The 23734-nt window shown below is 61.8% G+C and carries 21 protein-coding genes; 16 read left to right on the forward strand and 5 right to left on the reverse strand.

Going from position 1 to position 23734, the window contains the following annotated elements:
- Nucleotides 1-8 precede the first annotated feature (8 nt).
- The 10 genes from E2A64_RS14265 to E2A64_RS14310 all read left to right on the forward strand — a co-directional run bounded on the left by E2A64_RS14265 (nucleotide 9) and on the right by E2A64_RS14310 (nucleotide 10768).
- Entirely contained in the window at nucleotides 9-923 is a 915-nt protein-coding gene (locus tag E2A64_RS14265; RefSeq protein ID WP_133285180.1) for a sugar phosphate isomerase/epimerase family protein, read from the forward strand.
- 94 nt (nucleotides 924-1017) lie between these two features.
- Nucleotides 1018-2199: an aldose 1-epimerase family protein gene (locus tag E2A64_RS14270; RefSeq protein ID WP_133285181.1), complete on the forward strand. Its 1182-nt coding sequence runs from the start codon at nucleotides 1018-1020 to the stop codon at nucleotides 2197-2199.
- Entirely contained in the window at nucleotides 2196-2987 is a 792-nt protein-coding gene (locus tag E2A64_RS14275) for an SDR family NAD(P)-dependent oxidoreductase (protein WP_206662454.1), read from the forward strand. Before E2A64_RS14270 ends, E2A64_RS14275 begins: the two co-directional genes overlap by 4 nt.
- 14 nt (nucleotides 2988-3001) lie before the next feature.
- Entirely contained in the window at nucleotides 3002-4198 is a 1197-nt protein-coding gene (locus E2A64_RS14280; RefSeq protein ID WP_133285182.1) for a CaiB/BaiF CoA transferase family protein, read from the forward strand.
- Between the two features lie 2 nt (nucleotides 4199-4200).
- Nucleotides 4201-5334: a carbohydrate ABC transporter substrate-binding protein gene (locus E2A64_RS14285; protein ID WP_244598304.1), complete on the forward strand. Its 1134-nt coding sequence runs from the start codon at nucleotides 4201-4203 to the stop codon at nucleotides 5332-5334.
- A 5-nt stretch (nucleotides 5335-5339) separates the two neighbouring features.
- A complete protein-coding gene (locus E2A64_RS14290) occupies nucleotides 5340-6110 on the forward strand; it encodes an enoyl-CoA hydratase/isomerase family protein (RefSeq protein WP_133285184.1) in 771 nt (256 codons plus the stop codon).
- Nucleotides 6110-7078: an ABC transporter permease gene (locus E2A64_RS14295; protein ID WP_133285185.1), complete on the forward strand. Its 969-nt coding sequence runs from the start codon at nucleotides 6110-6112 to the stop codon at nucleotides 7076-7078. The genes E2A64_RS14290 and E2A64_RS14295 overlap by 1 nt, the downstream gene beginning before the upstream one ends.
- A 20-nt stretch (nucleotides 7079-7098) precedes the next feature.
- Entirely contained in the window at nucleotides 7099-8073 is a 975-nt protein-coding gene (locus E2A64_RS14300) for a sugar ABC transporter substrate-binding protein (RefSeq protein ID WP_174235805.1), read from the forward strand.
- On the forward strand, nucleotides 8073-9623 hold the full coding sequence (locus E2A64_RS14305) for a sugar ABC transporter ATP-binding protein (protein ID WP_133285186.1): 1551 nt from the start codon (nucleotides 8073-8075) through the stop codon (nucleotides 9621-9623). The genes E2A64_RS14300 and E2A64_RS14305 overlap by 1 nt, the downstream gene beginning before the upstream one ends.
- Nucleotides 9623-10768 carry a fumarylacetoacetate hydrolase family protein gene (locus E2A64_RS14310; RefSeq protein WP_133285187.1) on the forward strand — a complete coding sequence of 382 codons (1146 nt, stop codon included), beginning with the start codon at nucleotides 9623-9625 and terminating at the stop codon, nucleotides 10766-10768. Before E2A64_RS14305 ends, E2A64_RS14310 begins: the two co-directional genes overlap by 1 nt.
- A gap of 153 nt (nucleotides 10769-10921) precedes the next feature.
- Here the strand turns inward: E2A64_RS14310 and E2A64_RS14315 are convergent, their stop codons facing one another.
- The 5 genes from E2A64_RS14315 to E2A64_RS14335 all read right to left on the reverse strand — a co-directional run bounded on the left by E2A64_RS14315 (nucleotide 10922) and on the right by E2A64_RS14335 (nucleotide 17079).
- Entirely contained in the window at nucleotides 10922-12328 is a 1407-nt protein-coding gene (locus E2A64_RS14315; protein WP_133285188.1) for an FAD-binding oxidoreductase, read from the reverse strand.
- A gap of 16 nt (nucleotides 12329-12344) precedes the next feature.
- Complete coding sequence (locus tag E2A64_RS14320; protein WP_133285189.1) at nucleotides 12345-13634, reverse strand: TRAP transporter large permease; 1290 nt, start codon at nucleotides 13632-13634, stop codon at nucleotides 12345-12347.
- On the reverse strand, nucleotides 13631-14149 hold the full coding sequence (locus tag E2A64_RS14325) for a TRAP transporter small permease (protein WP_133285190.1): 519 nt from the start codon (nucleotides 14147-14149) through the stop codon (nucleotides 13631-13633). The genes E2A64_RS14320 and E2A64_RS14325 overlap by 4 nt, the downstream gene beginning before the upstream one ends.
- Nucleotides 14150-14210: 61 nt before the next feature.
- Nucleotides 14211-15245 carry a TRAP transporter substrate-binding protein gene (locus E2A64_RS14330; RefSeq protein ID WP_133285191.1) on the reverse strand — a complete coding sequence of 345 codons (1035 nt, stop codon included), beginning with the start codon at nucleotides 15243-15245 and terminating at the stop codon, nucleotides 14211-14213.
- A gap of 106 nt (nucleotides 15246-15351) precedes the next feature.
- The gene (locus E2A64_RS14335) at nucleotides 15352-17079 is read right to left on the reverse strand and encodes a dihydroxyacetone kinase family protein (RefSeq protein ID WP_133285192.1); all 1728 of its coding nucleotides are present in this window, start codon (nucleotides 17077-17079) and stop codon (nucleotides 15352-15354) included.
- A gap of 243 nt (nucleotides 17080-17322) precedes the next feature.
- On the opposite strand from E2A64_RS14335, the gene E2A64_RS14340 reads away from it, so the two are divergent.
- From E2A64_RS14340 to E2A64_RS14365, 6 genes are all read left to right on the forward strand, one after another.
- Entirely contained in the window at nucleotides 17323-18150 is an 828-nt protein-coding gene (locus tag E2A64_RS14340; RefSeq protein ID WP_158285767.1) for an IclR family transcriptional regulator, read from the forward strand.
- Nucleotides 18151-18252: 102 nt separating this feature from the next.
- Nucleotides 18253-19218, forward strand: a complete 966-nt coding sequence (locus tag E2A64_RS14345) for a tripartite tricarboxylate transporter substrate binding protein (protein ID WP_133285194.1) — start codon at nucleotides 18253-18255, stop codon at nucleotides 19216-19218.
- Nucleotides 19219-19282: 64 nt separating this feature from the next.
- The gene (locus E2A64_RS14350) at nucleotides 19283-19768 is read left to right on the forward strand and encodes a tripartite tricarboxylate transporter TctB family protein (RefSeq protein ID WP_158285768.1); all 486 of its coding nucleotides are present in this window, start codon (nucleotides 19283-19285) and stop codon (nucleotides 19766-19768) included.
- The gene (locus E2A64_RS14355) at nucleotides 19762-21306 is read left to right on the forward strand and encodes a tripartite tricarboxylate transporter permease (protein ID WP_206662455.1); all 1545 of its coding nucleotides are present in this window, start codon (nucleotides 19762-19764) and stop codon (nucleotides 21304-21306) included. Before E2A64_RS14350 ends, E2A64_RS14355 begins: the two co-directional genes overlap by 7 nt.
- A gap of 166 nt (nucleotides 21307-21472) precedes the next feature.
- Nucleotides 21473-22456, forward strand: a complete 984-nt coding sequence (locus E2A64_RS14360) for a Bug family tripartite tricarboxylate transporter substrate binding protein (protein WP_206662456.1) — start codon at nucleotides 21473-21475, stop codon at nucleotides 22454-22456.
- A gap of 107 nt (nucleotides 22457-22563) precedes the next feature.
- Nucleotides 22564-23478, forward strand: a complete 915-nt coding sequence (locus E2A64_RS14365; protein ID WP_133285198.1) for a dihydrodipicolinate synthase family protein — start codon at nucleotides 22564-22566, stop codon at nucleotides 23476-23478.
- Nucleotides 23479-23734: the final 256 nt, after the last annotated feature.

Consider the following 23734-nt stretch of genomic DNA (forward strand, 5'->3'; position numbering starts at 1 on the left):
ATTTCATCATGATGCAGACAGGTATTTTTACGGCGTACTTTCCGTACAGCCTGGAGGAAACCGCCAAGGTCATTCGCGGCCATGGCTTCAATACCGTCCAGCTCGACATGCACTTTAAGGATATGGACCTCAGCGCCGGCAACATCACCAAGGACAAATGCATAAGGATCCGGGAGACCTTCCGAGACCACAATCTGCCGATCAGCTGCATTTCCGGATATACGAACATCATCCATCCGGACAAGTCGGAACGCGCCAAGCGCAACGGTCTCCTCAAGGAGATCATAGCCAACGCGCAGCATCTCGGCTCGCCCTACGTCATCTCCGAAACCGGTACCTTCGATACCGAGAGCGACTGGGTTCACCATCCGAAGAACAAAACCGAGGAAGGCTGGGACGACTGCCGCGCCGTCATCCGGGAGCTCGCCCAGCACGCCTATGATCATGGCGCGATGTTTCTGCTCGAAACCTACGTCAACAACGTCGTCGGCTCGGTCGAGGAAACGCTGCGCATGTTTGCCGAAGTCGATCATCCGGGTCTTGGCCTGCTGATGGACCCGACCAACTATTTCGAGGCGCACAACATCGACAAGATGGACGAGACGCTGAACTACGTCTTTGACGCGCTGTCGGACAAGATCAAGATCGGTCACGCCAAGGACGTCAAGCGCTCCGGCGACGACAAGGCCGAGAAGCACGCCGACATCGGCGACGACACTGCCCATGAAAGCCACACCTTCCGCGGCGTGGGAGAGATCGAGCTACCTGCTCCGGGGCTGGGTGAACTCAATTACGATCTCTACCTCAAGCGTCTGGCGCAGAAGCATCCGAACATTCCGATGATCATCGAACATCTGGAAGAAGCAGACGTTCCGCGTGCCAAGAAGTTCCTCGACGGGAAGCTTCGCGCCAACGGTCTCTGATCAACAACGGGGCCACGGGCACGGCTCGTGGCCTCTAACGAAATCGAACACATGACCGGCCGCCTCTGGCGCGCCGGACGAGAAGGAGATGTCCATGGTGCAGCTCTATGGGAAAAACCTCTCACGCCGCGACGTGGCTGCCCATGCCGGTGATCTGAGCCAGTTTGCCGGCGTGCGGTCGATGACCCTGGACGACGGTCTGGAACGCGGAATCCGCATGCTGGAATTTCGCACGGGAACCGGTCTGCGCTTCACCGTGCTCGTGGACCGGGCCATGGATATTGCCGACTGCGACTATCAGGGCAAGGCAATCGGCTGGCATTCGCCTTCGGGTTTCCGCCATCCCGGTCTGCATGAATATGAAGGCGAGGGCGGCCTGGGCTGGATGCGCTCCTTCTCTGGGCTGATGGTCACCTGCGGTCTCGACCATATTCTCTTCATGTACGACGCACCGGCCGACAATTACGTCTACGGCCCCCGCGAGACCATCAAGCAGTCGATCCACGGCAGGGTCGGTACGATACCTGCGCGGCTGACGGGCTATGGCGAGCGCTGGGAGGGGGAGCGCTGCATCCTCTGGGCAGAGGGCAGGGTCCGTCAGGCGACTGTCTTCGGTGAGCATTTGGAACTCGTACGCCGGATCGAAGTCGAGGTCGGGACAAACGACATCCGGCTGTCTGACAAGGTGGTCAATCTGGGCTTCTACAAGACGCCTCACATGTACTGCTACCACATCAACGTCGCCCATCCGGTGCTGGCGGAAGGCTCGCGCTATCTCGCGCCCATCAAGGACGTGGTCTGGGCGGCGCATGCCGGCGAGAACTATTGCAAGCAGAATGTCGGCTATCGCACGGCCGCCGCGCCCCTCAATCCTTTCCACGAACAGGTCTGGCAGCACGAGATGGCCGCCGACGGCAATGGCGAGGTGCCGGTGGCGCTCGTCAACGACGCACTTGGGCTCGGCTTCGAGGTGACCACCCGCAAGGACCAGTTCCCCTGCATGTACGAATGGCAGAATTTCCAGTCGGCGCATTATGCGCTTGGCATCGAACCATCGACGAACCACGTGCTGGGACAGGCAGGAGCCCGTGAGCGCGGCGAGATGATCTGGCTGGAGCATGGCGACGAACGCCGGTACGACACGCGCTTCCGCATTCTCACCAGTGCGGACGAGATCGCGGCTTCCGAAGCCCGGATATCGGGCCTCGCCGCTCAACCCGCGGAAGACTATCCGGAGCCCTCCGGCAACTTCGAACCGATCCGGGGGCGTGCATGACCAAGCCTGCCTCCATGACGCCGCTCGGCAATGCAAGGACCCTCGCAGGCAAGACGGTGCTTTATACCGGTGCCGCCGGCGGACTCGGTCTGGCGACGAGCCTTCAGCTTATCGAAGCCGGTGCGCGCGTGGTCGCCATCGACAATGATCCGGCCAAGTGCGAGGAGTTGCGCAAGGCGGTTCCCCAGGCGGATGCGGCGAGGCTCATGCAGCGCGATTTCGACCTCTCGGATACCGACGCGCTACCCGCCAAGCTCGAGGCGCTTGCCGCCGAGACTGGTGGCTTCGATGTCGTCATCAACAATGCCGCCATGTATCCGGCGCGTGCATTCGAGGACTATTCCATCGAGGAGTACCGCAAGATCCAGCGGGTCAACGTCGAATCGCATCTGATGTGCGTGCGCGCGGCGCTTCCCGGCATGAAGGAGCGTGGTTGGGGCCGCATCGTCAACATCGCCTCCATCACCTTTTATGGGGGCTGGCAGCATCTCGCTCCATACGTCCAGTCCAAGGGCGCGCTTGTCGGCCTGACGCGGGCCTGGGCGCGCGAATTCGGCAAATACGGCGTCACCGTCAATGCAATCTCGCCGGGCGCCTTTCCTACGGACGCCGAAAAGATTCACGCCGATCCCGAAGGTTACAATCGTTACGTTCTGGAGAACCAGTCGGTCCAGCGGCGTGGACACGCCGGAGACATCGCCGGCACCATCCTCTTTCTCACATCTGAAAACGCAAGCTTCATTACCGGCCAGACCATCAACGTAGATGGCGGCTGGGTCATGCAATAGGAAAGGAATTCTTCGTGGGCATTCTCAGCGGTTATCGGGTTCTCGATTGCTCGATCGCCATGGCAGGGCCGTTCGCGGCCCAGCGGCTTGGAGATCTCGGCGCCGATGTTGTCAAGGTTGAACCGACCAGCGGGGAGTGGCAGCGTCACGTCTCGGCGGGCGGAGCCACTGGCAACAAGATTAACGTCTCGTTTCTGTCGCTGAACCGGAACAAGCGCTCGCTGGCGGTCGATCTGAAGAGCGATGGTGGCCGTGAGGTCATTGCGGAACTGGTCAAGTCGGCCGACGTCTTCATTCAGAACTACCGGCCTGGCGTCGCCAAGCGTCTGGGTGTCGATTACGAGAGCCTGTCGAAGATCAATCCCGGGCTCGTCTACGTCTCGATGTCGGGCTATGGCGAGGACGGCCCCTATGCCCAGCGTCCCGGGCAGGATCTGCTCCTTCAGGCGATGTCGGGGGCAATGCGCTCGACGGGCCGGGAAGGCGAGCCGCCGACCCCCGCCGGCATGTACCTTGCTGACGCGATTACCGCCTACACCGCATTCGAAGGCGCGCTGGCAGCCCTTCTGCACCGCGAACGCACGGGCGAGGGGCAGCTCGTCAAGGTCAACATGCTAGATGCCATCACCACCATACAGATGCAGGAGCTCTCGGTCTTTACCGTCGGCCACAAGCCCCAGACCCGCAGTGCCGAGCCGCATGCGCACGTCTATATCCGCTCGCCCTACGGCACCTTCAAGACCTCCGACGGCTATCTCGCGCTCGCCTTCCCGCCGCTCAAGACGCTCGGCGAGATCATCGGCGAGCCGGCGCTTCTCGAAATGAACGACGAGCGCGACGGTTGGGAAAAGCGCGACGAGATATTCGCCCTGACGCGGGGCAAGCTCGAAGACAGGACGACGGACGAATGGCTTGAGGCGTTCTCCGCGGCTGGCATCTGGGCCGGTCCTGTCTATGGCTACGAGGAATTGGTCAACGATCCGCAGATCGCCCACAACAAGACCTTCATCGAATACGACCATCCGACCGAAGGCCACATCAAGGCCCCGGGCTTCCCGATGAAGTTCTCCAAAACGCCGGCGACCGTGGAACGCGGCGCGCCGCTGGTCGGGGAACATACGGATGAGATCCTCAGGCAGGCCGGCTTCAGCGACGACCGCATTGCCGCGCTGGTGCAGTCGGGAGCGATCGTCTCCGGCGGCAAGGCCTGACCATGTGGAAGGGCCTGACCTGGGATCATCCGCGCGGTTTCAACGCGCTCGATGCCGCGTCGCGAGACACGAGTGTCCCGGGAAGCGGCAAAATCGCCTGGGATGTGCAGCCGCTCGAAGGCTTCGAATCCGCGCCGATCGCCGATCTCTGTGCGCGCTTCGATCTCGTGGTTCTCGATCATCCGCATGTCGGCGAGGCGGTGGAAGCCGATTGTCTTCATGCGATGGAGGACATTTTCGGCAACGAGCTTGTCAGCGAACTCGAGGCGGTATCGATCGGGCCCAGCCTTTCGAGCTATCGCTTCCATGGCAAGCACTGGGCGTTGCCGCTCGATGCCGCAACCCAGGTCATGGCCGTACGCCCGGATATGCTGCCCGAAGTCCCCGTCGAATGGGACGACGTGCTGGCCCTCATAGATCGCGGCGCGCCGGTGGCGGCATCCATCGCCGGCCCGCATGCCGTCCTGTCGTTCTTCTCGATCTGCGCTGCGCTCGGCGAACCGCCGGCCGTGGCGGATCCGGATGTTCTGGTGGGCGGTGAGACCGGCGCGAAAGCCTACGCGATCCTGTCGAAGATCGTCCGCGCGATGCCGGAAAAAGCGAAGGCGCTGAACCCCATCGGCCTCCTCGACTTGATGGGGCGCGAAGACGGAATTGCGCTCTGCCCGTTGATCTATGGGTATGTGAACTACAGCAAGCCCGGTCAGGGAAGGGAGCCGCTGCGTTTCCACAATGCGCCTCGTGTTTCAGGCGGTCATCCGGTCGGCACGCTCGGCGGCACCGGCATCGCCATTTCCAAACGCTGCATACCCGATGTCGCTCTCAAGGAACACATCCTGTGGCTGATGGGAAAGACCGCGCAATGCGGCTTCATTCCCGCCCATGACGGGCAACCCTCGCGCCGCGAGGCGTGGTTCGATCCGAAGGTCAACGCCGAGTGGGGCGACTTCTATGTCAACTCGGCGGAGACGCTGGAGCATTCCTATGTCCGTCCGCGACACTCCGGCTACATCGCCTTCCAGACGGCGGCGTCCGCGGCACTCCGCGAGGCCTTCGAGAAGGGCGTGCCGGTGGATGAGGCGCTCGGGCCGCTTCAGGAACTTTATGCAAAGAGCCGCAAAGGCGGAGAAAGGTAATTTACATGTCCGGCAGCATCGGCTTCGAAATCGACGGCCATGTGGCGCTGATCACCATCGATCGGCCCGAAAAGCTCAATGCGATGACGCCCGAGATGGCGGCGACCCTGGTCGAATTGGCGGGCCGCTGCAATGCGGATGACGGCATCCGCGCGATTGTTCTGACCGGTGCCGGTTCTCGCGCCTTTTCGGCCGGTTCCGATATCCGCGCGCTCGACGGTTATCCGACGCCGTGGTCGTTCCGTCAGCGGCAGGATTATTGCGATGCCATCCGCCGCATCACCAAGCCCGTCATCGCCGCGATCAACGGTTATGCCTTCGGTGGCGGACTCGAAACCTCGATGTCCTGCGACATCCGCATCGCCTCGGAAAATGCCAGTTTCGCAGCACCCGAGGTGAAGCTGGGCTGGATCGGCGGCGGCGGCATGGCGACCTTTCTTCGCTCGGCCGCCGGTCCGTCCAACGCGGCGCTGATGCTGATGACCGGCGACCCGATCAACGCCGAGACCGCGCTCAAATGGGGGATCGTCAGCGAGGTCGTCTCGCAGGCCGATCTCGTGGCGAGGGCGAAGGAGATTGCCGCGACGATCGCATCGCGCGCCCCGGTGGCGGTCGAGACCGCAAAGCTGAACCTGGCAGCCGCCGGGTGGATGCCGGCGGAGAACGCCATCGCCTACGAGCGGGATCTCCAGACCATCTGCTTTGCCACCGAGGATGCAGCCGAAGGCCGCCGCGCCTTCGCGGAAAAGCGAAGCCCGGAATTCAGGAAGAAGTGATGACGACACTGGCAAAAGCCCGCGCTCCGGCCCTGCGCTCCCTGCTCCGTCATCGCGAGGCCTCGGTCCTCATCATGTTGTTGGCGATCGCGGCGTTTCTCGCCTTCTCCAACGAGTATTTCCTCTCCTCGCGAAACCTCCTGAACGTCGGCCGACAGGCCTCGGTCGTCGCGATCGTCGCGCTCGGGCAGGCGCTCGTCATCATCGCCCGCGGTATCGATCTTTCCGTGGGTTCCGTCATTGGCGTCTCCGCGGTGGTTGCAGCCGTCGTCCTCGAGGGGACCGGCATTCAGCCGCTGGGGATCGCCGTTGGGCTGCTCACGGGTCTGGCCTGCGGTCTCGCCAATGGCATCATGGTCACCCGGCTGAGGATCAATCCCTTCATCGCCACGCTGGGCATGCTCTCTGTGGCCCGCGGCATAGCGCTTCTGGTAACCGGGGGTATTCCCGTCATGTTCACCGGCTGGGCGGAATTCCTCGGAGCCGGCCGAATCTTCCAGATCCCGGTCTCCTTCATCCTCATGTTGATCCTGGCCTTGGCCATCCATATTCTCGCCACGCGCCACAGGCTTGGCCGCGAGATCTACGCGATAGGCGACAATCCGAAAGCAGCCCGGCTCGCTGGCATCGACCTGAAGAAGACCCGTCTTTTTGTCTTCGGGTTTTGCGGCTGCCTGGCGGGGCTGGGCGGCGTCATTCTCGCAGGCAATCTGGCGAGCGCCGACCCCAATCTGGGCATGGGATACGAACTCGACGTGATCGCCGCAGTCATTCTGGGCGGGACCGCGCTCAACGGAGGTCGCGGCTCGATCATCGGCGTCGTCATCGGCGCCATGCTGATGGCCCTTCTCAACAATGCATTCGTGCTGCTTGGCATCTCCGCCTATTGGCAGGTCGTGACCAAGGGACTCGTGATCATCATCGCTGTCGGGATCGACGGGTTGCAGCGCAGGGAAGACGACGAATGACAGCTTTCAGGAGGTGTGAAATGGGACTGAAATTGAAACTGGGATCGGTGCTGGCTCCGATGCTGGCCATGGCCCTGATGGTAACGGCCGTGCCCGCGCAGGAAATGCCCGATGGCGGAACAGTGGCGGCGGAAAAGGCGGCGGACGACGACGTCCGTATCGCGTTCCTGTCGTTCCAGAACAATCCGTTCTGGATACCCGTCACGGAAGGCGCCGAAGCAGCTAAGGCGTATCTCTCAGGGTTCAACGGAACCGTCGATTACGTCGATCTCGGCAACGAACTTTCCGCCGAGGCCGTGGTCTCGGGCATCGAGGGCGCGCTCGCCCAGCAGTATGATGGCATCGTCGTCGTGCCGATCTTCGACGGCACCGCGCGCATCATCGACGAGGCGGTGGATTCGGGCGTTCCGGTCTTCAACATTATCGCCGAGGGCGGTGTGCCGTCCAAGCGCCTCGCCTTTATCGGCCAGGATGCAACCGCGGCCGGCAAGCAGATCGGCGAATTCATCGTCGATAAGATGGGGGGCGAGGGTAAGCTTGGCGTCATTACCGGCTATTTCGGCGCCACCCAGCACAATAACCGCATGAACGGCGCCCTCGACTACATCAAGGAGGAAGCGCCGAAGATCGAGATTCTCGGACCCTTCGAGAACAAGGACAAGGCGGAGAGCGCCTACTCGCTTGTCGAAGACATGCATACGGCAAACCCGGAACTGAAGATGGTCTACGTGACTGCCGGTGGTCCGTACGGAGCGGCCAAGGCGGTTCAGGATCTCGGCCTCACCGGCAAGGTAGGCGTGGTCGGCTTCGACCACACGCCCGAGAACGTGCGTTACCTCGAAAGCGGCGAAATGGTCGGCCTGCTCGACCAGGCGCCGTTCCAACAGGCCTTCGATTCCACCGTCATGCTGTTCAACTATCTTGTTGCCGGGACAAAGCCGCCGAGCGACGTCATCGCCGTCGAGGGCAATCTTATGACCCCGGGCAGCGAGTGATGCAGGCAGCGGCCCGACAGGGCGAGGCACAGGGGGACGGCGACAATGCCGTCCCCGGTCTGCCGTTCGTTCGTCTGAGGAATATCTCCAAGAGCTTCGGCAGCGTATCCGTGCTTGAGGACGTATCATTCGAAATCCGTCCCGGCGAGGTGGTGGGACTCCTGGGGGAAAACGGCGCGGGCAAGTCGACGTTGATGAAGATCGTCTCCGGCGAGCATGCTCCGGATCAGGGGCGGGTAGAGATCGAGGGAAACGAGGTGCAGCTCGCCTCGGTCGGCGAGGGCATCGAGCGCGGCATCAGCTTCGTGCACCAGGAACTCTCCGTCGTGGGCGCCCTGAGCGTTGCCGAAAACCTGTCGCTCGGCGACCTGCCGCGCAACCGCATGGGCTTCGTCGACCGCAACCGCATGCGTGATCTCGCCCGGGAACGGCTGGCGCGCATCGGCGCACAGGCGATCCGCCCGGAACAGGAAGCGGGCCTCCTTCGTGCCGGAGAGCAGCAACTCGTCGAAATCGCGCGCGCCGCTGCCCGCAATCCGAAACTTCTCATCCTCGACGAGCCGACATCGTCGTTGACGCCGCGGGAGGTGGAGAGTTTTGTCCGGTATGTCGAGAAGGCGAAGGCGGCCGGAACAGCGATCATTTTCATCACCCACCGGCTTGATGAGGCGATCCGCCTTTGCGACCGCATTCTCGTTCTGCGCAATGGAGCGATCGTGTCCGAGAAGCCCTCGGTCGAGGTGACCCGCGACGGCATCATTTCCGACATGACCGGCAAGCCGGCGATGTTCGGGTATGCCCGCTCGCCGGAGGTGAGTGATCGCAAGGTTCTCAGTCTCAGGAACGTAAGCGACAGCCAGCATATCGAGGGCATCACGCTTGATGTGGCGGAAGGCGAGATTCTGGGCCTTTTCGGCCTGGTCGGCGCTGGACGCACCGAACTGCTCGAAACGATCTACGGTGCGCGTCCGACGACCGCCGGCAGAGTGGAAATTTGCGGAGAGAGCGCGTGTTTCGACAAGCCCACCGAGGCGATGGCCAAGGGCATGGCGATCGTACCCGAGGGCCGCAAGACCGCCGGCATCCTGCCGCAGCACAGTGTGCGCTCCAACATGTCGATCAGCAGCCTTGATGCCATGAGCCCGGGCGGCTTCGTGGATCGCGGACGGGAAACCGCGCAGTCGTCGAGCTATCGCGACAGCCTCAGCATCCGCATGTCCGACGATCGGCAGATGATCGGAACACTGAGCGGCGGCAATCAGCAGAAGGTGCTCTTCGCCCGCGCATTGATGACCGCTCCCAAGCTCCTGCTTCTCGACGAACCGACCCATGGTGTCGATGTCGGGGCCAAGGCCGAGATCTATGAGATCGTCTCCGACGCCGCCGACAAGGGCCTTGCCGTCATCATGGCGTCGTCCGAAATCCCTGAAATCATGGCGCTCTGCGACCGTGTCGCAGTGCTTTCCATGGGCCGTCTCGTCGGTATTGTCGATCGCGCCGATCTCTCCGAAGAGCGCCTGCTTTCCCTCGCATTTGAAGGACATGCCTGATGAACGATTTCCGCCTGCCCGAAAAAGGCATTTATCTTGGCCGCATCTGGTCGCCCGAGGCGGAAGGCCCGTGCGTCGTCACGATACGCGGTGAGGAAGTCTTCGATATCACCTCGCGGGACGCCCCTACAGTCCGCGATATCTGCGAGTTGGACGATCCGGCGGCTTTCGTGCGGTCTGCGGCGGGTAGAGCGGTGGGGCATTTAGAGGCGATCGCTGGCAACAAGGTCGGTGACCTCAACCGCTCGCATTTTCTGGCACCCTGCGATCTTCAGGCAGTCAAGGCATGCGGCGTGACCTTCGCCTCCTCGATGGTCGAACGCGTCATCGAGGAAAAAGCCGCCGGCGACCCCGCCCGGGCGCAGGATATCCGGGCTCGCGTCGGCGAAGCGATCGGCGGCTCGCTGCGCAACATAAAGGCTGGCTCGGATGAAGCCGCGAGAGTCAAGGCTGCGCTGATCGCGGAAGGCCTGTGGAGCCAGTATCTCGAGGTGGGCATCGGCCCCGATGCGGAGGTCTTTTCCAAGGCGCAGGTCCTGTCCTCGGTCGGTCCGGGCGCAGAGGTGGGACTTCACCCCATTTCCAGATGGAACAACCCGGAGCCTGAGATCGTGCTCGCGGTCTCCTCGAGGGGGGAGATTATCGGCGCGACGCTCGGCAACGACGTCAATCTTCGTGACGTGGAAGGCCGTTCGGCGTTGCTCCTTGGCAAGGCCAAGGACAACAACGCAAGCTGTTCGATCGGACCGATGATCCGGCTGTTCGATGACGGCTTTTCGCTCGCCGATGTTCGCAGCGCCGAGCTCGATCTCACCGTGAATGGCGAGGACGGTTTCGTTCTCAATGGTCATTCATCGATGAGGGAGATCAGCCGTGACCCGCTTGATCTCGTCTCCCAGACTATCGGCCGCCACCACCAGTATCCCGATGGCCTCATGCTGTTTCTCGGCACGCTGTTTGCGCCGACCCAGGATCGTGATGTCCCCGGCGAAGGCTTTACCCACAAGTTCGGCGATGTCGTCACCATATCGACCAGGGATCTCGGCAGTCTCACCAACACCGTGCGGCTGTCGACGGACTGTCCGGAATGGACGTTCGGCCTTGCCGCTTTCATGCGCAACCTGGCACGACGACGCCTTATCTAGAATCATGGTCTCGATGAGATGATGCACCATTTTCAATGGACATCGTGCACCAGTCATCTTTCCTGCGCCAGAAACTCATTCGCCGGGCCCGCAACCAAAGCCTTGCCAGATTCCTGATAAACGCAGCTCGGCATCACGCGGGGCTTCTTGCTGTCAGGGCAGGATTTTCGACGGGTTGAACAGATCGTCCGGATCGATCGACTGCTTTATCAGCCGCATCAGGGCTATCGCCGCGTCGCCGTGTTCGGCGGTCATGAACTTCGCCTTGCCATAGCCGACGCCATGCTCGCCGGTACAGGTGCCGCCGAGGGAGATAGCGTGGTGACCCAGCCGTTCGGCAAGCCTTTCCGCCATTGCGCGTTCGTCCGCATCTTCGGGGTCGATCACGTAGCTCATGTGGAAATTGCCATCCCCGACATGTCCGAGCGAACTGACGGGAAACGGTGCCAGCGCCGCATCGGCCTGGGCGAAAGCGATGCATTCGGGAAGCTTGGAGATCGGCACGCAGACGTCCGTGCCCCAGATTCTGGCGCCCGGCCGCAACGCCATGATCGCGTAGTGGAAATCATGCCGCGCCTGCCACAGCCTGCTTCGCTCTTCCGGCGTTGCCGCCCATGCGAAGCCGGAACCATCGTTACCGAGCGCGATCTCTCCCGCCCGCTCCGCCTGTTCCTCGACGGACGACGGAGAGCCGTGGAATTCAAAGAAGAGGGCCGGTGCGACGGGATAGTCGAGATTGGCGAAACGATTGACGGCTTCCATGCCCACCGCGTCGACAAATTCGACGCGCGCGACAGGGATGCCGCACTGGATCGTCTCGATGGCCGCGGTCACCGCCGATGCCGCGTCGGGAAAGCTGCAGACGGCGGCCGTCACCGCCTCGGGAATTCCGTGAAGCTTGACGGTCACTTCGGTGATGATGCCGAGCGTTCCCTCCGCGCCGACGAAGAGCCGGGTGAGGTCGTAACCCGCGGAGGATTTGCGCGCGCGGTTGGCGGTCTTGACGATCGAGCCGTCCGGCAGCACGACCGTCAGCGAAAGCACGTTCTCGCGCATGGTTCCGTAACGAACCGCATTGGTGCCGGAGGCTCGCGTCGATGCCATGCCGCCGAGTGTTGCGTCTGCCCCAGGATCGACGGGAAAGAAAAGCCCGGTGTCGCGGATATAGGCGTTGAGCTGCTTGCGGGTGACGCCGGCTTCGACTGTGATGTCCATGTCCTCCGGTCTGACGTCCACGACGCGGTTCATGCGGGAAAGATCGACGCAGATGCCGCCCTTCAGGGCCGCGGTGTGGCCCTCGAGCGAAGTCCCGGCACCGAAGGCAACGATCGGCAATTGCTCACGTCGCGCAAACCGCACCACCGCGGCAACCTCGTCGGTCGTTTCCGGAAAGCAGATGATGTCGGGCGGAAAGGAGGGATGGTAGCACTCGCCCTTTCCACGGACATAGAGATCGGACGGTGCGGTGGAAATTCTGCCGCCCACGAGGCCTGCGAGTTCCGCTGCCAGTTCGGAGGGCAGCGCCGTGATGCTGCGGGCGACATCATGCGTCACGTCCATGGTGTTTTCCTTTTCCTCAGTTGAGCCCGAAGAGATGCGGCAGGAACAGCACGGTCTGCGGCACGTAGGTGATGATCATCAGTACGGCGATTGCCGCAAGCAGGAATGGCCACATGCTGCGTACCACCCGTTCCAGCGGAACGCCGGTAACGATCGAGCCGGTGAACAGTGCCGCCCCGTAGGGCGGCGTGATGAGGCCGATAACGAGATTGAAGACGACGACGACGCCAAAATGGACCGGATCGATTCCGAGCTTGACGGCAAGAGGCATCAGCATGGGCACGATGATAAAGATCGCCGGCAGCATGTCCATCACCATGCCCCAGAGCAACAGGAAGATGTTGATGATCAGCAGGATCACATACTTATTGTCGGTAATGCCGAACAGCGCGCCCGCAATGAGTTCCGGGACCTTTTCCGCAGCCAGTACCCAGGAGAAGACCGCGGATGCTCCGGAGAGAAGAAGAACGACGGCTGCAAGCGTGCCGCTGCGTGCGAAGAGCAGGCCGAGCGTTTTCCAGTCGATCGTGCCGCGTTTGCTGGCCACCAGCAGGATGAGCCCGTAGGCGACAGCGGCGGCGGACGCTTCGGTCGGGGTGAAGACACCGCTCAGGATGCCGCCGAGAATGATGAACGGCATGGTGAGGAAGGGGAGGGACTGCACGAGAATTCGCAGGAAGGCGCCCGGGGTCAGCCGCTCGTCGCGCGCCCGCTTCATGTTGCGCGAGGTCAGGACGACGACGACGGCCATGGCAATGGCGACGAGAACGCCGGGCACGGCGCCACCCACAAGCAGCCCGCCGATCGAGGTGCCGGTGATCGCTCCCACCAGGACCATCGGGATGCTTGGGGGAATGATGGCGCCCTTGATGGAGGCGGATACGGCAAGCGCGGTGGCGAAGGGTTTGGTGAAACCGCCTCGCTCCATCATGCGTACCTGCATCCGGCCGAGGCCGGCAATTTCCGAAATGGCAGAACCCGAGCAGCCGCCGAAGAGCATGCTGGACACGATCGTCACATAGCCGACGCCGCCCTTGAAACGTCCGACGACCGCATTGGAGAAGGTGAGCATCTTCTCAGCCGTCCCCGAGACCACCATCAGGTCCCCGGCCAGCATGAAGAAGGGAATGGCAAGCAGCGTGAAACTGTCGATGCCGATGAAAAACTGCTGCACCACCAGATAGAGCGGCTGACCGACATAGACGAAGTAGACGATGGTGCTTGCCAGCATGGCGAAGGACAGCGGAACGCCGACAACCATCATGGCGAAGAAAGAAATCAGCAGAAGGGCGAGCGGAGAGATCATAGCGCAGTTTCCTCCGCGTCTTCGTTGAGGGTATCGGCGAGCTGCGGCGCGAAATAGGCGCCGATGAGCTGCATCAGCCCCAGAACCGCGCCGATGGGATAGGCAAGATAGATCCAGAAATAGGAGATCCGCAGCGCCGGGGTACGCATGATCCCCTCGTCGATCGCCAGTTCTGTCCCCTGTATCAGGATGACAAGTATCGTGCCGAATACGATTGCATCGCCCAGAAGCATCAGCGCCTTGCGATGGCGTTCAGGAAACAGGTCCACGAACATGGTCAGGCGCGGATGTTGGGACAGGCGCAGACCCAGCGCACTGCCTGTCAGCACCAGGAAGAACATCAGGAACCGTGCGGTCTCCTCGCCCCAGAACAGCGGCGCATTGAAAACGTAGCGGCCGATCACGCCGTAGAAGACGATGCCGGACATCGCTGCAAGAATGGCGGCGACGACAAAAACGTTGAGCCGAAAGACAAACCTGTCGACGATGCTGCAGGCGGAGAGAAAAGCTTTCATGTCGCTTCCTTCGCGAAGGGACCGGCCGGCAGGAGAGCCCTGCCGGCCCGTTTGTCGGATCCTATTCGGCAGTTCCTTCGCCGGAGGTATCCTTCAGGTGTGCGAAGAAGCCGTCCACGAACTCCTTGCCGTATTCACCTTCGGCCCAGCTGCGAACTGCCGGGGACGTGGTTTCGCGGAATTTCTCGATCTGTTCCGCCGTCGGCGCGTAGATCTGCATCCCCTCGTCCTGCAGCTTCTTGAGGGCCACGACGTCCTGAACGGCGCCGATGCCGGCATAGGCGAGCGAAGCCTCCCTGTTGGCTTCGACCACGGCTCCCTTGAGATCGTCGGGGAGGCCCTGGAACCACTCCTCGTTGACGAAGATGCCGGCCACGGTCATCAGGTGTCCCGACAGGGTCAGATTTTTCTGCACCTGATAGAACTTCTGCTGAAGGATGGTAGCGAGCGGATTTTCCTGCCCGTCAACGACGCCGGTCTGCAGACTGGAGTAGAGCTCCATGAAGGGAATGGGGGTAGGCGTGGCGCCGAGCGCGCGCATCATTTCCTGGTGCGGCACGATTTCCTGCGTGCGCATCTTGAGACCGGCAAGATCGGCCGGTTCGCGGATTTCCTTCGACGCGGTGGTGAAGTTTCGGAATCCGTAGGGTTCGAAGCCGAGAACGCGCACGCCGGTTTCAGCGGCGATGTCATCGACCATCGTCTTCATGTAATCATTGTCGGTGGCGAGCGCATCGACCATCTCGGCACGCGTCCGGTAGAGGAAGGGCAGATCGAGAACCCCGAGCTTCGGGTAGTACAGGGATGCGAAGACGCCGGAAGAAAAGCTCGCCACGCTGATCGTGCCGCGCCGGATCTGCTGGGCCATCGATTTGGCATCGCCAAGCTGGCCGTTCGGAAACAGGTCGACCTTCATACGGCCGCCGCTCAGTCTCTCAAGCGTGTCCTTGAAGACATAGGCATGGGCGGCCGCCGCGTTTTCAGCCGGCTGGTCAACGTCCGCAAATGAATATTTGAGCGTGTATTCCTGTGCGCCGGCAGGGCCGGCGACAAAGAGGGCAGTCGCGGTAGCTATCGCGATCAAGCAAGATTTCATGGGTTTCTCCTCCCGTTTGCATGAAGATCCAATAAGCGGATCAGTTGAATGTCTCCCCGCGCGCCGGCTCCTCCTCCGGCGAGCGTTATAATTTCACTTGCAGGCTTCAGGCCTTGGCGCGGATCGGCCCGGAAGCGCCGATCCCGCCGGCGATGGCTTCCATCCAGATGGCGACGGCGACGGCGCCGCCGTCCGGGTTACCCAAGGCACGATCGCCGAGATAGCTTGCCCGCCCGAGCTTCGGGCGCATGTCGGCGGTGGCATTGGCTGCCGCACGCGCCGCCGTTGCGGCAGCCTGCCAGGCATCCGTTCCGGATTGTCCGTCGTTGCGGGCGGCACGCCATGCATCGAGCGCGGCGGCGAGGGCGTCATACATGGTCCGGTCGCCGCGCCTTGCGCCGCCGATCTCCGGGACAGAGTTCACGGCTTCGGCGAAAGCTGCGTCCCAATGGGACGCGTCAGGAAGGTCGATTGCGGCAAGGCTGTGGGCCGCCCGCATGAGAGCCGCGGCATAGAACGGACCGGAACTGCCCGCGATCGTCCGGCGCAACGTGTTGGCAGTGGCGACGAACAGGGTTTCGGGATTGGCATAGGCGCTGTCGGGCAGGGCGCGCAAAGCCTTCGCGCCGCGTTCCATGCTGGCGCCCAGATCGCCGTCGCCGGAAAGGCTGTCGAGTTCTGTCAGGTGGGCTTCGGCTTTCTCGAGCGATTCAGCCACTGCGAGAACCACCTGCTGCAACAGGGGAGATAGCGGCCCGGGCGCAGGTGTAGCCGTGTCGGCTGTCATTGACGCGCGCGCAACGGGGAGGACGTTACGCTGCTCGGCGATGTCACCGGGCCCGGGCCAGGCGGATGCTCCGGCGGCGGTATCGAGCAGGGAAATCCGCTCCTCGTCGAGCGGGAGCAGCGAGATCGAGCAGCCGGGCATTTCGAGTGCCGTCATGAAATTTCCGACCCAGGCCTTGGTGACCCGGCATCCGCGATCGCGCAAGACCGCCAGGGCTTTGCGCGCCACGATGGAGAGTTCCATCGGCGGCGTGGCGCCGAGGCCATTGACCATGACCGCGACGTGGCCGGTCTTTTCCGGGGCCATGTCCTTGAGCAGGGTTTTGACAATCTCGCTGACAATTGCGTCGGCGCTGTCGATCGTGGCGCGGCGGATACCCTTTTCGCCGTGAATGCCGAGACCGAATTCGATCTCATCGTCGCCGAGTTCGAAGCTCGGCTTGCCGGCGGCCGGCACTGTGCAAGCCCCGAGCGCGATTCCCATGGTCGCAACATCCTCCGCCGCCGAACGGGCGAGGCGCGCGACTTCGGCGAGAGGCAGACCATTCTCTGCGGCGGATCCGGCAATCTTGTGCACCAGAACCGTTCCCGCGATTCCACGGCTGCGCTCCCGTGCAACGAGGTCCCGCAGCGCGACGTCGTCGGCGACGATGACGGTCTCCGTGGGGATGCCTTCCTTGCGGGCGAGCTCGGCTGCCAGGGCGAAATTCAGGCGATCGCCGGTGTAGTTCTTGATAATCAGCAGTGCGCCCGCAGGACCGGCGACAGCCAGGATGGCGGCGAGTACGGCATCGACACTCGGCGAGGTGAAGACATCTCCGGCGACAGCGGCGGTCAGCATTCCCGTTCCGACGTAACCTGCGTGAGCGGGCTCGTGGCCGCTGCCCCCGCCGGAGATCACGGCGACCTTGCGATCGGCGACAGCCGGGAGATCGTTTCGCAGGACGACGTTCTCGTCAGACAGGAGTGCAAGGTGAGGAGATACATCAACCAACCCCTCCAGCATTTCACGAACGGCGGCCCTCGGTTCATTGACCAGCTTTTTCATAATCGCCTCCCTTGCATTCTTATCCCGAATAATGGGATTAAAGCTATCAAAGTGGCGTTATGTGCCATTAATAAAAATGGTGGTCAACCGTGTTTCGCGCATTCCGTATTTCGTTTACGGAATGTGTGTAGCTGTTCCGAAATCTGCTATGTGGATGACGGCGGGTGCCGTACTGGCCAATTTCTCAGCGAAATGGCAATGTTAAAGCTGTATTCAAAAGACGGACGGGAGCTGAACGCGGTAATGGATATCAATAGCGATAAGACGCTTGTTGAGGAAGCCGAGGCAGAGACTAGCCGGGACGGTGGCGCGAAGTCATTCTACAAGATGGCGGCGGTTCTCGATTGTTTCACCCGGGCCAAGGGGAGCCTGTCGATCGCAGATCTCGTCGAGATGACGGGCATGCCGCGCACGACGATCCACCGCATCGTTGCATCGCTGCGTGACATAGGTCTCATCGACCAGGACGGGCGGCGACATGATTATCGGCTCGGGCTGAAGATGTTCTATTACGGCAGCGTTGTTCTTGCCAATCTCGACCTCAACCGTCACGCGAGGCCGCATGTCATCAATCTTCATCAAATAACCGGAGAGATTGTGCATCTGCACATGTTCGACGGCAGCCAGATGGTCTGTATCGAGCGCGAGGAGATGGGTGACACGCGGCTGACGACGCTGACCACGATCGAGGCGGCTCCGACCTATTGCACCAGCGTCGGCAAGGCATTTCTTGCCTTCCAGAAAGAAGACCTCATTCGCAGGATCGCTGCGGAGGAGGGATTGCAGTCGAGGACTGCAAAAACGATCACTACTCTCGATGCCCTTCTCGAGGACTTCAAGGGTGTTCGTGAGCGCGGCTATTCCATCGACGATGAGGAAAACGAGATCGGCGTGCGTTGCGTTGGCGCGCCCATCCGCGATTCTCGCGGGCAGGTCTTTGCCTCGGTCAGTGTTTCCGGGCCGACAGAGCGGATGCCGATTGCCCGTGTCTCGGGTCTGGCATCGACCGTGGTCCAGACCGCAGACCATATTTCCCAGGAGCTTGGATGGACCGGTCGCAGGCATAAATAAATATGCGGTCCCTATAAAATCTCCTTATCCCACTATTCGGGATTGACATGCATCAGACTCCTCTTTAATCCTTCTCTTGAACCCGAGATTTGGAGGAGATCGATGGGCACTTTTCACACACTCGCGTCCGCTGTTTTTGTGGTCGGCCTTGCAGGCGTCGCATTCGCGGACGAATTTCCAGCGCGCCCGCTGACCATAGTCGTGCCGGCCGGCGCCGGCGGCGGAGGCGATACCACGACCCGCATGCTGGCACGGGAGCTTGAGGGCGAACTCGGGCAGCCGATTACCATTATCAATCAGGGACAGGGCGGCGGTGTCGTCGGCCTGACAAGTATCCGCAACGCGAAGGCTGATGGCTACACGGTAGGCCTGCTGTTTCCCTATGCCGGCTACAAGTTCACCGGGCAGGCTGATTTCAAGGGCGCGGATTTCACGCCGGTCGCCAACTTCAACGGCGATTCATCTTCGCTGCTCGTCGCCGAGAGCTCACCCTTTACCGATCTCAAATCCGCGCTCGACGCGTTGAAGGCGGATCCGTCCGGCTTCAATGTGCATTGCAGCGGCGGATGCGGTAGCGTCTGGGACATTCCCGTTGCGGGCATGATGCTCGACTACGGCATCGACGTCGCCAAGATCAACTGGATCCCGGGGCAGGGGGCGGCGAGCGGGCTGACTGAACTTTCGTCAGGCGGCGTTGATTTCCAGACGGCCTCCCTGCCCGAAGCCGCATCGCTGATGCAGGCGGGTCAGGTTCGCGCCTTGGCGGTGTTGAGCCCCGAGCCTGTGGCCGGTTTCGAGGATGTCCCGCTTGCCGGCGATACCGTCGGTCATCCGGTCGACGGAGGTACCTGGCGCGCGATCGGCGGCCCGGCGGGTATGCCCGCGGAAGCCGTCGAAGTCTGGCAGGAGGCAATCCGCAATGCCATGAACTCGGAGGAATTCCGTACCTCGATGAAGACCGCCGGCTTCGGCCTCAAATGGCTGGATTCCGCGCAGCTGAAGGCTTTGATGGAGCAGCACGAGGCAGATACCGCACGTGTGATGGGGGCGCTTGGCTACGGCAAGTGAAAGTAATGACCGGCGGTCATGCTCCCGGCTGCCGGTCTTATCTTATTGTTGAATGGGATCCTTCATGAAGGTTCATGACATCATTGTTGGCATCGTCATTCTGGCGCTCGGCCTTTGCGTGGCGACTTACTCAACGACACTCGTCGCGCCGCGCAATCTGAATTACGGGCCGGGGTTCTTTCCGCTGCTGGTTGGATGCGGCTTGGCGCTGGTCGGACTGGTGATCTCGCTGCAGGGGCTGCGCAACCTTCGTGTCGAGCCGGTTTTCGTGCTTCCGGAGTGGGCGAGAAGTGCCCAGATGGCGCTCCGCTTCTGGATCCTGCCGGGTTCCATTCTTTTTTACGTTTTTGCTGTCGAAGCGCTGGGCTTTCTCGCTACCGCGACGCTCATCCTGACTGCCGCGATGGCGGCTGGCGGCATTCATCTGTTCAAGGCGTTCGTGGCCGGTCTGTTGGTTGCCGTGGCCACGAATGTCGCATTCGCGTCGCTGCTCCATGTGCCGCTGCCGTGGGGTCCTCTCACTTCGATCTCCGGATGGCTGATATGGTAAGTCCGCTCGCAATTCTCGGCCAGCTTGCCGACCCATACCTGCTGTTGGTGATCTTCGCTTCGGCATTCTACGGCCTTTTCATCGGCGCAGTTCCCGGCCTGACCGCATTGATGGCAAGCGCGCTCCTCGTTCCCTTCATTATTTTCATGGAGCCGCTCCCGGCGATTGCCTCCATTATCACGGCCTCCGCAATGGCGATTTTCGCCGGAGACATTCCGGGCGCGCTCCTGCGCATGCCGGGGACTCCGGCGTCGGCCGCCTACACAGACGACGCTCACGCGCTCACGCGCAAGGGCAAGACGGTGGTGGCGCTCGGGGCGGGGCTGTTTGCTTCCGCGGCCGGTGGATTGTTCAGCGCTGTCATCCTCACGCTGGCGGCGCCGTCACTGGCCCGCATCGCGCTCTCCTTCTCGAGCGTCGAATATTTCTGGCTGGGCGTGCTCGGCTTGTCCTGCGCGACTTTTGTCGCGGGACCCTCGCTACCCAAGGGGCTTGCCTCCCTCTTCCTCGGGCTGACGCTTGCGACGATCGGCATGGACCCCACTTCCGGCATCCCGCGCTTTACCTTTGGATCGTCCAACCTAATGGGTGGACTGGGCCTGATCCCGGTGCTGATCGGCCTTTTCGCAATCTCCGAATTGATGAGGAACGCCAATTCCGAGTTTCACGGACATGCGGACACGCATCGCATGGGGCCGATTTTTTCCACCATCGGGGCCAGGCTCGTGCCGCATAAAGTCGGCATCCTGCGTGGTGGCCTTATCGGAACGGTCGTGGGAGCGCTCCCGGGTGCGGGATCCGATATCGCCGCCTGGATTTCCTATGCCATCGCCCGCCGCGGATCGCGCATCGGTCGCAAGGACGATGACGATGGCGCGGTTGAGCGCATCATGTCGGCGAGTGCAGCCAACAACGCCTCGCTGGGCGGTGCCTATATTCCGGCGACGGTCTTCGGCATTCCGGGGGACGCGATCACGGCCATCGTCATCAGCGTCATGTTCATCAAGGGCATCAATCCGGGGCCGACGCTCTTTCTCAACAATCCGGATGTGATCTACACGATCTTCGCGATATTTTTCATCGCCAACCTGCTGATGGTTCCGCTCGGCATTCTGTGTATTCGGGCCTTCGGGCTCATCCTGAAACTGCCGACGAGCTATGTGTCGCCGGTTATCCTCATGTTCTGCATCCTGGGTGCCTTCTCGGTCGAGAACACATTGTTTGCGGTTGGCCTTGTCGCGCTCTTCGGGGTGTTAGGCTATCTCATGGAGATCAACCAGATCCCGCTGGCGCCGGCCATTCTCGGTCTCATTCTCGGCCCTCTCATCGAGCAGACCTTCATGACGACGATGCTGAAGTCGCAGGGCGATCTGTTGATCTTCTTCGACAGACCTATCGGCGGAACGATCGGTGCATTCACCATTCTCGTCTGGCTCGCGGCGATCGGCATCAAGTCCTTCAGCGGTAACCGTCAGGTGGAACTTACACCACCTCCTACCGATGCTGCAGCGGTTCCTGAGAACCGTCGTGCCAGCTGACGACGGGCTAGATCCGTGCGCCGTCTTAATCGGAATTGGAAATGATTTCCAAAAATCTTATTCCGAAAATAGCCTGCGAGCCACTTGCGACGCCGCTTATCCGCAAATAAGGTACTCGTGCACAAAAATCACGAACTATCCCGCAATGCGGAACATGGAGGATTTCATGACCATACTCTCGAAACTCGTAACCACCCTGGCGAGCGGTGCCTTCCTCACAGCAGCAGGCCCGGCCTTCGCTGAATGGCCGGAGCGTCCGGTGACATTGATTGCCGTCGCAGGCGCTGGTGGGGGAAGCGACTACACGATGCGTCTTCTGGCCCGCGAGATGGAAGAGGCGACCGGGCAGTCCTTCAACGTGGTCAACCAGGCTCAGGGCGGCGGCATTGTCGGCTACACCACCTACAGCACCTCCGCCCCCGACGGGTATACACTCGGCCAGCTTTCTCCCTTCGCCCAGTTCAAGCTTCTCGGGCAGGCGGACTTCACCCGCGACAGCTTCACCCCGATCGCGCAGTTCAATGCCGATCCGTCGGCTGTTCACGTCGCCAGTGATTCCGAGCTGAAATCGCTCAATGACATCATCGATGCGCTGAAGGCGGACCCGTCGAGCCTCAAGATTTCCTGCGGCGGCACCTGCAGCGCGAGCTGGGATATTCCCTTTGTGTCGCTGATGCTCGATGAGGGTATCGATGTCACCAAGCTCAACCTTATTCCTGCTCAGGGATCGGCTGCAGGTCTGCAGGAACTTGTCTCGGGCGGCATGGACGTTGTTCTGTGCTCGATCCCCGAGACCGACTCCCTCGCTTCCGCTGGACTGGTCAAGACGGTCGGTGTCCTGAGCTCCGAGCGGCTGGAAAAATATCCATACGTGCCGACCGTCAAGGAAAAGACTGGCAAGGATGTTACCGGCGGTACCTGGCGCGGTCTTGCCGGCCCTGCCGGTATGGACCCCGCGCTGGTCGCCGAGATCGAAGCCGTGGCCAAGGAGGCGTTCAACGCTGAACGCTTCCAGGAAGGCATGAAAGAGCGGGGCTTCGGCGCCGTATGGCTCGGTACCGCCGAATTCACAGCCTTCACCAAGCAGCATGAAGAACAGACCCAGCGGGTGATGTCCGCCCTCGGCACTGCCGAGAAGGCCGCCAACTGATCAAGACATTCGTCCCCGCATCCTACCCGGTGCGGGGACGCCAGCCTGTACGGCAAAGACCGCCAAGGCACGACGGGCCAAGCCCAATAGCAACGAAGGAAACTGAAATGTCCCAAACACTCCGAGGTATCATTCCTCCGCTCGTCACGCCCTTCAAGGACGATGAGACCATGGACGAGGCCGCGCTGCGCGAAAACGTCCGCTTCATGCTGCGCAAGCAGGTACACGGCATCTGCCTCGGTGGCAGCACCGGCGAAGGCCACACGCTTTCCACCGAGGAACTGGCCCGCTCGATCGAAATCGCCACCGAAGAGGTCGATGGCCGCATTCCAGTCGTGGCAGGCATCATTGCCAACAGCACGCGCGACGCTGCGGAGAAGGCCAAGGCCGTTGCCAAGTTCAACGTGGCCGCGCTGCAGATCACGCCGGTTCATTACGTTTTCAAGCCGGACGAGGATGCGACCTATGCGCATTTTGAACGGCTGACCAAGGAAACCGATATTCCGATCATCATCTACAATGTCGTTCCGTGGAATTATCTCAGCCCGAAGCTCCTGGTGCGTATCATGACCGGTCTGCCGGGCGTCATCGGCGTCAAGCAGAGTGCGGGCGACCTCAAGCTGATGGCCGACCTGTTGATCTCCGCGCCGAAGGACAAGCTCGTCTTCACCGCCGTCGATGCTCTGCTCTATCCGTCCTTCGCGATCGGAGCGCATGGCACGATTGCAGCCAACCCCGCCGCCGTGCCGGGCGTCTGTGTCACGCTTTGGAATGCGGTGCAGGCCGGTGAACACGCCAAGGCGCAGGAAATTCACAAAGCGCTGCTGCGATTCTGGAATACCATCTTCGCAGACAATCTCCCGGCCAATGTGAAGTACTGCCTCGCCAAGCAGGGTGTGGCCAGTGGCCAGCCGCGCATGCCGATGCCGGCCACCTCCGCCGCTCAGGCCGAAGCGATCGACAAGGAACTGGTAAACGTTCTCAAGTGGGACGAAACCGAAGCTGCCTCCAAGGCCGCCTGATGACAAATGCCGCCGCGCCTGGCGCGGCGGCATCCCGGACCCGGCGTCCATCAGGGGTTTTCGCCGGTCCGGCAGCACGCCGACGAGATCACCTCTGCAAGCTTCCGTCCCGTCCGCTCCCCGCAATCGAGTATTTCCAGAACATTCCCGCCGATGCTCGCAGCCCTTCAGGTCGTAGCGACAGGGCGGCCGAAGCGTCGATCCAACGGCGCGGTGCAGGAGACGGCGCCGCCGCACCGCTCTCCTCGAGCCAGAC

Source organism: Pseudohoeflea suaedae (assembly GCF_004354915.1).
GTDB lineage: Bacteria > Pseudomonadota > Alphaproteobacteria > Rhizobiales > Rhizobiaceae > Pseudohoeflea > Pseudohoeflea suaedae.